At 41.2% G+C, this 11596-nt stretch carries 11 protein-coding genes and 1 pseudogene; 9 read left to right on the plus strand and 3 right to left on the minus strand.

Going from position 1 to position 11596, the window contains the following annotated elements:
- Positions 1-5: 5 nt before the first annotated feature.
- From B9N86_RS07305 to B9N86_RS07320, 4 genes are read left to right on the plus strand one after another with little or no spacing between them, the layout of a single operon-like run.
- Positions 6-1745, plus strand: a complete 1740-nt coding sequence (locus B9N86_RS07305; protein ID WP_208918424.1) for an ABC transporter ATP-binding protein — start codon at positions 6-8, stop codon at positions 1743-1745.
- Positions 1742-2536 (plus strand): energy-coupling factor transporter transmembrane component T family protein, encoded by a 795-nt coding sequence (locus B9N86_RS07310; protein WP_208918425.1) that lies wholly within the window; start codon positions 1742-1744, stop codon positions 2534-2536. Before B9N86_RS07305 ends, B9N86_RS07310 begins: the two co-directional genes overlap by 4 nt.
- 18 nt (positions 2537-2554) lie before the next feature.
- Entirely contained in the window at positions 2555-4351 is a 1797-nt protein-coding gene (locus B9N86_RS07315) for an ABC transporter ATP-binding protein (protein WP_208918426.1), read from the plus strand.
- Complete coding sequence (locus B9N86_RS07320; RefSeq protein ID WP_208918427.1) at positions 4344-6089, plus strand: ABC transporter ATP-binding protein; 1746 nt, start codon at positions 4344-4346, stop codon at positions 6087-6089. Before B9N86_RS07315 ends, B9N86_RS07320 begins: the two co-directional genes overlap by 8 nt.
- On the opposite strand, the pseudogene B9N86_RS07325 reads toward B9N86_RS07320, so the two are convergent.
- A pseudogene (locus B9N86_RS07325) lies at positions 6089-6211 on the minus strand (IS3 family transposase); the annotation flags it as partial. The gene B9N86_RS07320 and the pseudogene B9N86_RS07325 overlap by 1 nt on opposite strands.
- Positions 6212-6411: 200 nt before the next feature.
- On the opposite strand from B9N86_RS07325, the gene B9N86_RS07330 reads away from it, so the two are divergent.
- Positions 6412-7497 carry a helix-turn-helix domain-containing protein gene (locus B9N86_RS07330; RefSeq protein WP_208918428.1) on the plus strand — a complete coding sequence of 362 codons (1086 nt, stop codon included), beginning with the start codon at positions 6412-6414 and terminating at the stop codon, positions 7495-7497.
- 177 nt (positions 7498-7674) lie between these two features.
- On the opposite strand, the gene B9N86_RS07335 is transcribed toward B9N86_RS07330, so the two are convergent.
- Positions 7675-8259, minus strand: a complete 585-nt coding sequence (locus B9N86_RS07335; protein ID WP_208918429.1) for an N-acetylmuramoyl-L-alanine amidase family protein — start codon at positions 8257-8259, stop codon at positions 7675-7677.
- A 110-nt stretch (positions 8260-8369) separates the two neighbouring features.
- Between B9N86_RS07335 and B9N86_RS07340 the strand changes: the two genes are divergently transcribed.
- Complete coding sequence (locus tag B9N86_RS07340; RefSeq protein WP_208918430.1) at positions 8370-9200, plus strand: hypothetical protein; 831 nt, start codon at positions 8370-8372, stop codon at positions 9198-9200.
- 131 nt (positions 9201-9331) lie between these two features.
- Here the strand turns inward: B9N86_RS07340 and B9N86_RS07345 are convergent, their stop codons facing one another.
- Positions 9332-10057 (minus strand): hypothetical protein, encoded by a 726-nt coding sequence (locus B9N86_RS07345; protein WP_208918431.1) that lies wholly within the window; start codon positions 10055-10057, stop codon positions 9332-9334.
- 428 nt (positions 10058-10485) lie between these two features.
- On the opposite strand from B9N86_RS07345, the gene B9N86_RS07350 reads away from it, so the two are divergent.
- The 3 genes from B9N86_RS07350 to B9N86_RS07360 are packed head-to-tail and all read left to right on the plus strand — an operon-like array spanning position 10486 to position 11560.
- Positions 10486-11133 (plus strand): sigma-70 family RNA polymerase sigma factor, encoded by a 648-nt coding sequence (locus B9N86_RS07350; RefSeq protein ID WP_208918432.1) that lies wholly within the window; start codon positions 10486-10488, stop codon positions 11131-11133.
- Positions 11130-11291, plus strand: coding sequence for a YvrJ family protein (locus B9N86_RS07355; RefSeq protein ID WP_208918433.1), 162 nt, complete (start codon positions 11130-11132; stop codon positions 11289-11291). Before B9N86_RS07350 ends, B9N86_RS07355 begins: the two co-directional genes overlap by 4 nt.
- Entirely contained in the window at positions 11288-11560 is a 273-nt protein-coding gene (locus B9N86_RS07360; protein ID WP_208918434.1) for a helix-turn-helix domain-containing protein, read from the plus strand. Before B9N86_RS07355 ends, B9N86_RS07360 begins: the two co-directional genes overlap by 4 nt.
- Positions 11561-11596 lie beyond the last annotated feature (36 nt).

An 11596-nucleotide genomic window follows, 5' to 3' on the forward strand; every position in this document is an offset into this window, starting at 1 on the left:
AACTCATGATTGAAATGCACGATGTTCGCTTTACTTATGCGGGAACAATCAAGCCTGTACTGGACGGCATAGATGTAATGATCGGCAATAATGAAACGGTTTTGCTGCTTGGTGCTTCCGGAGCGGGGAAAAGCTCGCTCGTGCTCTGTTTGAATGGCTTGATTCCTAATAGTATTTATGGGGAATTCAGCGGAGTCGTCCGAGTGGGAGGGAAAGATACATCGATAACGCCGATTGCGGAACTGGCAAGACAAGTCGGCATTGTTTTTCAGGATCCGGAAGCACAACTGGTCACCATGAAAGTGGAAGATGAGATCGCTTTTGGTATGGAAAATTTATGCCTGGATCCCAGCGAAATGGAGCGGAGAATCGAGGCGGCGTTACAGCAAACCGGTTTGTCGGAATTCAGGCAATGGCAGATCGACAAGCTTTCCGGAGGACAAAAACAACGGCTCGCTCTGGCCTCTGTATTATGTATGCAGCCGCGAATTCTCGTCCTGGATGAACCGACGGCAAATCTTGATCCAGAGGGCACGAGGGAATTGTTTGCCGTTCTGCGAAATCTTCGAAAGAGCGGCAATTATACGATTATCATGATCGAACATAAGCTTGACGATGTAATGGATATAGCGGATCGTGTCCTGGTCCTCGGAAAAAATGGAAGGATCATAGCTGATGGTCATCCTCGTAAAGTTTTTTATCACAAGTACGATGAATTAATACAAGAAGGCGTTTGGCTGCCATATAGCGTTAAATTCACCCATGAGTTAAGGAAACGGGGGATTGCCGTAGCCGAAAGTCCGCTTACCGTAAAAGAAACCATAAGCATGCTGGAAAGGATCCGCTTGACAGGCGAGACAGAGGAGCTTGCGCTCCAAGCTGCGACAGGAAGTGTCTCTAGTAGGATTGCTGAAGCTGCTAACCATACAGATACAGCGCATATCTTTGCGGAAGACATGCAGCCCGGCCTGGCAGCAGCGGAAAAGGAGCTTGCCATTGAAATCCGGCCGGCTGAATTCAAACGCAAGAATGAATGCATCTTGCAGCCCATGCATTTGTGTGTGCCCAAGGGTGACTTTCTGGCCATTGTTGGAAAGAACGGAGCGGGCAAGTCGACTCTGGCGCGCTACATGATCAAGCTGCAACAGGCGGGTAAAGGGGTCATCTATTTGCACGGACGCGATCTTGTGGAATGGTCTGTACATAACATAACGAAAGAGATTGGATATGTCTTTCAAAATCCTGAACATCAATTTGTCACGAATCGAGTGTTCGACGAACTGGCCTTTGGACTGAAAGGTATGCAGCTGTCTCCAGATGAAATTTACTCACGAGTTGAACAGATGCTGGATCGATTTGGGCTTAAGAAATATATCGACGCCAATCCATTTCAATTAAGTCATGGCGAGAAACGGCGTTTAAGCACAGCTTCCATGCTCATTACCGGGCAAAGACTGCTAATTTTGGATGAACCAACATTCGGACAAGATGGGCGCAATGCACATCAGCTTATGCAACTGATGAAGGAATTACAAGAGACGGGCCATACCATCATCATCATCTCGCATGATATGGGCTTGATTGCTGAATATGCCGATCACGCAGTAGTTTTGAAGACAGGCAGGCTAATCTTCCACGGAACGGTACAAGCATTGTTTGACCGGAAGGAGTTGCTTGTCGAAGCAGGCCTGAACTTGCCGCCATCTGTGGAAATCGAACGGCAATTTCGGGCGGTATCTGTATGAGTTATCTGCATCGTCTGAATCCCCTTAGCAAATTATTGGCAATAGGCCCGCCAGCCATTTTCCTGGCTTTGACGACCAATGTTTGGACACCGCTGCTGTTTATCATTCTAACGATAGGCATCACGCTTGTGCTGGGGAGAATTCCATTGATGCGTTATGCCAAAGTATGTGCGCCCATGCTGCTCATTGTTCTTGGATTCATTCTTCTGTATCCGCTCTTGGTCAGTGATCAGATCAACGAAGGCTCGGAACTATTATTTTCTTTCGGATTCGTTGAGGTATATGAATCGGGGGTATTATTTGGGTTAGCTACAGGATTAAGGTTGCTTGCCATGCTCGTTCTATCGCTGTTATTCACCTTAACGACAGACACAGCGGATCTTATTCGCGCGCTCATTCAACAATGGAGAGTAGGCTATCGCTTTGGATACGGTACAATGGCTGTTCTTCGTTTCATTCCTATTCTTATGCAGCAGTTTCAGCTTGTCAAAATGGCTCACCAGGTTCGTGGCTATACAGGGAAAGGGGCTCGCAGAATCATGGAACGAACTCAAAGATATGCACTGCCTCTCCTATCCTCATCCTTACGTCACGCAGAACGTATGGCCTATTCTATGGATTCGCGTGCCTTCGGAGCTTACCGAACTCGTACCTATTTTCGCCGATCATTAATGGCGAGACAGGATTTTTTCTTTATAGGAGCCTTTTGGATCGGATCAACCTTGGCAGTCCTCATCCTGTTTCAATTTGACATGCTTGGCAAGCTTTCTTTATTCAAGACATATCATTAGCGGATGTGAATAATATTAATGAAAAATTCAAATTGGGTTTCCATTGTCTGGTCGTTTGCCGATGCCTGTAAAAGTCGGCTGGCGCTCTCTGTAGCGTGTGCAATCATTAGTGTTGCTGGAGGAATTATCCCCTATTTCGGCGTCTACCGAATTATTAATTTGTTTATGACTCATGAAGTTCAGTTTCGTGACATTGTTTTTTGGGCTGGTGTTTGTCTTGGGGGCTATGGGGTGAAGATCATTTTTCATGCTGTTTCAACGACGCTAGCTCATCATGCAGCTTATCAAATCCTGGAATCCATGCGTGTTCGGATTGCTGAACGGCTAATGAAAGCTCCGTTAGGAGCTGTACAGAACCAATCGGTAGGAAAGCTGAAGAATGTCATGATCGATCGGGTAGAAACGATCGAGCTGCCGCTTGCGCATATCATCCCTGAAGGCATTTCAAACCTTTTATTGCCGATTTGCGTGTTTGCGTATTTGCTGTTTATCGATTGGCGGATGGCATTTGCAGCCCTGATAACCGTACCTATTGCAGCAATCGCCTTCGCTTATTTAATGAAGTCCTTTAGTAAGCAATATGCGTCTTACATGGAATCCAGCAATCACGTCAATAGTGTCATTGTAGAGTATGTAGAAGGAATTGAAGTCATCAAAACATTCAATCAATCATCGTCCTCTTATGAAAAGTTTGAGCAAGCCATTCAATCCTTTAAAGACTATACGCTGAGCTGGTTTCGAAATACCTGGAAGCTGATGAATTTCTCCAATGCCGTCTTACCTTCAACCTTGCTCGGTACTGTACCTATCGGGATGTATTTGTATCAGACCGGGACATTGGGTCCTTCTGAGCTGGCGATTTGCTTCATTTTATCCTTAGGGATTGTTGGACCGCTCACGAGCTTCACCTTATTTGTGAATAACGCGAAGACGATCGAATATGCCGTTATGGAAGTGGGTGGATTTTTACAGTTAGAAGAGCTGGAGAATGCATCAGAACAAGTCCAATTCGAGCAATACGGAGTAATCTTTAATGATGTTTCCTTTTCGTATTCAGCGCCTTCGAAAGACTCAGTGTTCGCACAAAACAAGGTGCTCAATTCGATCAATCTAACGTTTCCGGAAGGAAGCTTTACGGCACTGGTAGGCCCTTCGGGAAGCGGGAAATCGACCATTGCCAAATTGATTGCGAGGTTTTGGGATGTAACGGACGGGGAGATTTCGATTGGAAATGTTCCGCTCAAACAAATTCCCCTGGATCAATTAGCGAATACCGTCAGCTTCGTATCGCAAGACAATTTTCTTTTCGATTGCTCCTTGATCGACAACATTCGGCTCGGCGATCCGAATGCGACAGATGAAGAGGTGATTGCAGCGGCTAAGGCCGCTTGCTGCCATGATTTTATCGAGCAATTAGAGCATGGCTATCATTCTCTTGCCGGAGAGGTAGGGGGCAGGCTGTCCGGAGGAGAAAAGCAGCGAGTAGCGATTGCGAGAGCAATGCTAAAAAATGCTCCCATTATCATTTTGGATGAAGCGACCGCTTTTACCGATCCCGAGAATGAGGAGAAGCTGCAGAGGTCGATTGCCGCTTTAACAAAAGGAAAGTCTCTGTTCGTCATTGCCCATAGATTATCAACGATTCAGCATGCGGATCAAATTATCGTGCTCAATCATGGACAGATTGAATCCACAGGAAGTCATAACCAGCTTCTTCAGACATGCGAATTGTACCGGCATATGTGGGAGGCCCATATCGGCGCAAAAGCATGGGCGGCGAGCAGCAGTGCCAAGGAGGTGCATGCCAATGGTTAGATCGATCCAGCGGTTGCTGAATTGGACGGGTACTCGGCGAAAGCGTATCTATATCGGGTTTGTCTATTCTTTTTTCCATACTCTCTTCACCGCCTTGCCTGTCATCATTGCCGCATATAGTTTAAAGCTGATTTTGGAAGATATGAATGGCAAGGAGTCCCTCGCGACAAGCTCTATCGTGTATATCGCCATTTCCATGGTGATCGCTGTGGCCGGCCGTTTTATGTTTGGCTATCTTCGTGCATCCACGCAAGAAAGTGTGGGGTATGAAGTGACGGCTGAACAACGAATTCACATTGGTGGACTCTTAAAGCGGGTATCATTGGGTTTTTTTCATCGTAAAAAAGCGGGAGATATTACTTCGGCTGTAACGACAGATTTATCCTTTATCGAAATGCACGGCATGAAGATGATCGATGTCATCGTAAACGGCTACATCAGTGTATTTACTCTAGTTCTGTGCTTGGCTTTTTATCATTATGCAGTTGCGCTTGTGGCTATTGCAGGCATAGCGTTTTCTGCACTATTCTTAAAATTGCTGCGCAGCAAAAGTGAAGAGAACGCGCCGATTCATCAGCAAGTCAAGGATCGCATGATTTCAGCGACGATTGAGTATATTCGGGGAATGCCTGAAGTGAAAGCCTATCATCAGCAGGGCGTTACGAAAGATAGTATTCATAAGGCGTATGAAATGAGCAAAGAGATCAATATCAAAATCGAAAAAAATTATATGCCGTACAATAGCCTGCATCTGCTCTCCCTTCATGCTGCTTCAACTGGCATCGTTGCCGTCTCAGCATGGCTGGCGATGAATGAAATCATTCCGTTATCGACGATGATCATGATGGTTATTTTTTCATTCGTGATCTTTAATCAGGTTGAAGCGATGAATAACGCCTCCCATGTATTGAAGGTGATTGACGCAACGCTGGACAAGCTGGAAGAGATGAATGAGACGGAATTTCTGGATAAGCATAGTAAAGAAATCCATTTGGAGAAATTTGATATTCAATTCACGAATGTATCGTTTGGCTATGAAGGGCGGCAGGTGATTCGGGACGTTTCCTTTACGGTTCCGGAACATACAACCACGGCAATCGTCGGACCTTCCGGAAGCGGGAAAACAACGCTATGCAAGCTGATCGCGAGATTTTATGATGTGGATCAGGGGCAGATCGAAATCGGCGGAGTAAATATCCGCGAGGTTACGAGTGAAAGCTTGTTGAAAAATATGAGTATCGTATTCCAAAAGGTATATTTGTTTCATGATACCATACTAAACAATATCCGCTTCGGAAAGCCGGATGCCACCTTGGAGGAAGTCGTGGAGGTATCTAAAAAGGCACGCTGCCATGAGTTTATTATGGCATTGCCGGATGGCTATGACACGATGGTTGGAGAAGGCGGATCAACGTTGTCGGGCGGCGAAAAACAACGGCTTTCCATTGCAAGAGCGATGCTGAAAGATGCGCCTATTATTATTCTGGACGAAGCAACGGCAAGTATCGATCCGGAAAACGAGCATGAAATTCAAGCAGCGATCAGTGCGCTAGTTGCAGGAAAGACGATCATTATTATTGCGCATCGCTTGGCGACCATCCAACATGCGGATCAAATTATTGTGCTTGATAATGGCGGAATCGCTCAAAGGGGAGCGCATGAAGACTTGATAAAAGGAGACGGAATTTATAAGAACTTTTTGCAAATAAGAAAAAGAGCAGAAGGTTGGAGTTTATGATTAATTGGTTTGATTTCAGACTTTAGCGTAGAATGAAACGATTCAATGGGGGTATTATCAGCGGGCGTTCCCTTGCGGGACATGCTCATGATAATGCCTTTTCCTTTTACGGCTTCCTGATAACTCATTCATCCCAATCGCGTACGCGGTTCAGGTTCTAGTGCCCGCAAGGGCGTGGAGGTTCGAGTCCTCTCGGCCGCAGCACTAAAGTTGTCAAATGACCGCTATATGCGTCTGCCTCGTAGTAAATCATCAATAAACAACAACTTATATCAAAACTTTCATTATCTTTTCATTTATCATTAATGCAAGGGTAAAGGGGGTGAACAATATGATGCAGGAGATGATAGATTGGATTGAAGACCATCTTTTTGATGATTTTTCTTTAATGAACTTAGGCAATGATATGGGTTATTCACCTTTTTACTGTTCTTTCAAGTTTCATCGAATGGCAGGAATCACTATTAAGAGATATATAGCACTTAGAAAAATATATCTATCTTCTATTGAACTTAAACAAACAAATCAAAAAACGATTGATATTGCGTTTAAATATGGGTATTCATCTCAAGAAGCTTTTACAAGAACTTTTAAACATATATTTGGTATCAGTCCGAATGCCTTTAGAAAAAATCCGCAGCCACTGCAATCCTATGTGAAACTTAATATGAATGGTATAAAGGAGGGTTTTAGGTTGGATATTTCACAGAAATTAAAAATTGAAACTTTACAGAGTAAAATCGCTGGTCAGTTTGATCAGGATATATTGAATATTTTAAATGGACAGATGATGTATGAAGAGTTTTATACACAGCAGCTAATGGGGAAAAGCGACTACGTTCCTTTTAATGAAGCCATGTGTTCCAATGATACCTGTTCCACAATATTCAGTGACGAATTTAATAAAATAAGAGCGTCAGGACATCAAGTATCTTTAAAGGATTATGAGAAAATTACCATTAACACTTTAAAACCTCTATTTGAAAAACAATACAAATGTATTGTTTTATGGTTTGGTGATGACATGTTTTGTCAGATGAATTTACTTACAGTACTAGCATATTTGAAACAAATGGGGTATAAAGGAAAAGTATACTATCATATGGTAAAGGAAACGACTTATGATGTAGAAGAAACTGAGATACGACTAGAAGGTTATAAAGAAATTTATGAACAGGTTTTGATTCAACATCGTATTCCTAATGTTCAACTAATGCCCGTCATGTATCAGGGAATAAAACTTTATTTGGACTATTTAAAGGAAGATAACGAAATTACAGCTTATATAAAAAAACATCTAGATAAGTCTCAGGATGACTTGCTGAAACATTTATTTCATCTTTTCCCGCAATACGGTCTGGGAGATGTTCAATATTTAAGAATCATTAAAACTATTGGAGAAGCATAACATTTTACTAGATAAAAAAGAGCATGTTTTGATAAAATTGAAAACGATTGGATAAATTTTTATATTGCATGGAGAGGGGCTTATCCTGTTCAATTTTGAACGGGAATTAAGCCCCTGAACCATCTTTACTTTTATGAGTTGAAGCGTTTTTACTTATTCAATGCTGTTCGATTGGGTTTAAAAGTGATCTTCCAGGCCTTTTAAAATTCCTGCTGCAAAATCAAGAGATGCTTCATACATGGGTTGGTCATCAAGCACTTTCATAGCGGCTGAATTCGAAATGTATTCAACTTCAACCAGTGCCCTTGGATAATTTTTGTTGGTTGGGTAACGAAGGACTCCTAAACTGCCAACGGCGGCTTTCGTGTCATCTTTTACTCCAATATTTTTCGTTCCGAGGTATTCAACAACTCTTTTCTGAAGCTTTTCTGCGAAAGCTTTGTCACCAGATCTAGTCTGTGCATAGAAGGTTTCTGTACCTTTAGCAGAAGTGCTGCCACTATTAAAATGGATACTGATCACTGCATCAACAGCGTTATCTTGACCTTTTTTCCATCGGTCATTTATTCCGACGGCAGTGTCGCTATTGCGAGTCATAATAACAGTTGCACCGGCACCTTCAATATACGACTTTGCTGATTGTGCAAACAGAAGCGCCAAATCCTTCTCATATTTTGTTTGTCCGTTTACTGTACCGCTGGCACCACTATCACTTCCTCCATGACCTGCATCAATAAGAATCTTTTTTCCCGATAAACTCATTTTTCTCATCCTTTCGCTTTGATTATTTTTGAATCTATTAATGTACAGTGTGTTATCTATCTAGAAAAACAACCTGTTTTGATCATTTAGTTGAATAAAGGAGGGAAAGTATGAATAAAGTTTTATTGCTGATGTTCATGAGTTTATTTATTATTGCGGGTTGCAATAGCAACAGCGATAACCAAGTAACTGTTGAGCTGGATGAGCAATCTATGCTCATTTCTGGCTTGGATTTCACGATCTCAGGCCAAGTAAAAGGACTAAAGCAAAATTACTTTTTTTATCAAATAGAAGATGGACATGGATTTTTGTCTGAGGGAAAGATTGATGTGCAGAAGAATGGAACTTTTAAAACGAGCCTTGCAATAAAATCGCCCACGAATGAATTTGGAGAGCTTACATTCTATTCGGATGCAAATGGCAATGGGGTATTTGATGTTGAGCTTGATACTGAGCAACGTTTAGTTTCCTGCGAACTTACATTTCATAAATCTATTGTAATTCCGCTTTCGACAAACGAAGAAATGAATGAAAGCCAGAAGGAAGACACAGAAATAGTAACCACGCTCTACACAATAAATTTGAATGATTATAAAAATAGAAATGTAAGCGAAATTCCATTCTATTCTTTAGGTAAGATTGAATACATTACAGAAAAGACGGTTAAATCCTTTCAGGAAGGTCATCATCCCTGGTTAGGACATGCCGAAACATTCATTAGTATCAAAGCTTCCAATTTAGTTCCCCCAGCCTATAAAAAAGATAATGAGATAAAAAAAGAGTTCATTCAAATAAAAAAACAAACAGATAATCGTGCTGTAGCAACAATCAAGTTTGATGATAACTTTTTTTACGAAGTGACGGCAGAATCATCAGAGATGACGGGAGGTATTTTCTTTATAACAAATATCGAACTTCACATGCATATAAAAGAAAAATAGGAGGGGGGCTCCTCCTATTTTTAAGAGATAAGGAAGTAATAACATTGGAGTGAACAGCATCCTTATCTCACAAGAAAAACTATCGTTAAGCGCGGTTTATCTTCTTGGAGGTACGTCGATAGACGTTTTTCTTATGCCCAGCGCCACAAAGCATTATTGAGTGATCTAGTGTTGGCTGTACCAGTGACACCCAAGTCGTCCATGATCAATTTGCTCAAATCAATGATTGCGCCATTCACTGTATACTTGCAGTTCGATCCGCATAATTTTGAGCGATCTTTATCTTTATTGGTTTCGGCCCAAGGAACCGTACCCGTATTCCAATATGGATCTGCTAAACAAGTGCCGCAGGGAACCCAAGGTCCCACATCTTTTACCAGGGCTGTAACCGATTTACTTGTACCTGTATTATGAACAATAACATTATCGCTGCAATGACCTGTCTGAGGCAACGCAATATAACGAGAGGGCAAAGTTCCTTGACATGAGACCGTTGTATCATTAAATTCGGATGCTTTTCCCTTAAACCATACTCCGACCAGCTTATTTGCCTGGTCGCCATTCGATGCCTTCACGGTAATTTTTCGAGAACTGCCTGTTGCATAAACGGATGTAATATTAAGATTTGAAGACGTTCCCCGCCCTGAGCTCATGTTAATTGTTCCAATTGTGAATGCAGTGTCACTGGATGTTGAGTTTGCATAGACGGTCAGAGTGCTGTTATAAGCAGTATCAATTGTTCCGTTAGAATTACGAGCAATGACGGAAACGGTGAAATTTTGACGAGCAATGATGCTACCGGGATGAGTCCCCTCGGCTGTAACTACTTTTGGAACGGTGAGTTCTAATATTGCCATATTCCCCTACCTCCTTTTTTTGAAGAACGAAAAAATGTATTCAAGCCCCTGAGCCATTAAATCGCTCTTGTTCACTACATTGTTTGAACTCCCCCAAAAAACAACCAGTACTGCCATATTGATATATTTGTAAAAAAAACTTGTGATCGCAGAGGGTGGATGCTCCTCTTCTTGGTCACAAGCTTTTTCATATTCTCATATGAAATTCTAATCATTATTAATGATGAAATAATTTCCATTTTAGGATAACCTTAGTCTTAGAATGGTATAAGCACATAGACCTATATAATTCACTCTCTTTGTTTGTATCCACATAAAATGACCTTCAAAAAGACAAAATTTAAAATATTTGGATTGCAGGTTGTTTTTTTATGAACTTCCAGCAATGTAAATATATAGATAGTCTGAATTTGAGAGGGGGAGGTCCCATGGCAGTATCATGGCCATCACTTAATCATTCAAATGTAGAGAGAATAACAGTATCACCTCAAAAGTTTTTATTATTTTCCAATGATTTTATTGTCCAGCGTTTTTTTTCATATCCAGAACATTGTCTCCTTCTCAGTTTGTTCTTAAATGGTCAATCCCTGAAATACTGGAAGCAGTTAGAAAATGCATTTTGTGACTTTTATTTTGAAGTCAGGTTTACGAAATATTTGAGCTCTACGATAAAGTATGCTTTTATTGATTATCAAAGGAAAAAGGAGCGCAGAGAAGAACGAAATCCGGTAATTTTCGATATGGAATTGAATGAGGAAAATAATCAAAGTTTTGGCGAAAAATATTCACCTCAAAGCATTAATGATGAAGTTAATGCAAGCCCGAACCCTGAGGACCTTCTTGATTCAATTTCAGATGAAAGCGTATTCAATTCCTTCTCTGATCTAACAATTACTCAGAAAAAAATTCTTACGTACACGTACTCCATGAGTTATTTAGATAAAGAAATTTCAAGAATATTATCTATCTCTCCTCAAGCCGTATCCAAGTCTAGGAACACAGCTTTGGAAAAAATCAGAAGGCGAATGTCTATTATTTACCCAGAACTTTTTATAGAAGGGAGGAAAATAAAATGAATGGCTCAGAATGGTTAATAACGGCAATAAGCAACTTTGGTTTCCCCATTGTTATTACAGGATATTTACTCATACGATTTGAGAAAAAAATCGAAAACCTTAATGATTCTATTCAAGCTCTGGCTCAGGTTATAAGAGATGGAGGTCGAAACAAATGATTGAGGCAGAGAAATATCTAATTGATCTGGTGAAAGAAGCACAAAGTGGAGACCAGAAAGCTTTATTGGCCATCATACATCGATTTTACCCAGCTATAAAAAAAGTAAAGAAGAAGATAAGTTCTCAAGAACAGGAGGATTTGGAACAAGAGCTATTGGAGAAAATAATTCGCGCAATTCTTTTGTACGATTTAAATATGGAAATAGACTTATCTCATTTCAGAGAGAGTATTAAAGCTTTTATGAATGAAAAACATTATGAAGCATAGATACACATGCATTCAGACACATAAATCTATTATTTA

The organism is Paenibacillus uliginis N3/975 (assembly GCF_900177425.1).
GTDB classification, from domain to species: Bacteria; Bacillota; Bacilli; order Paenibacillales; family Paenibacillaceae; genus Paenibacillus_AQ; species Paenibacillus_AQ uliginis.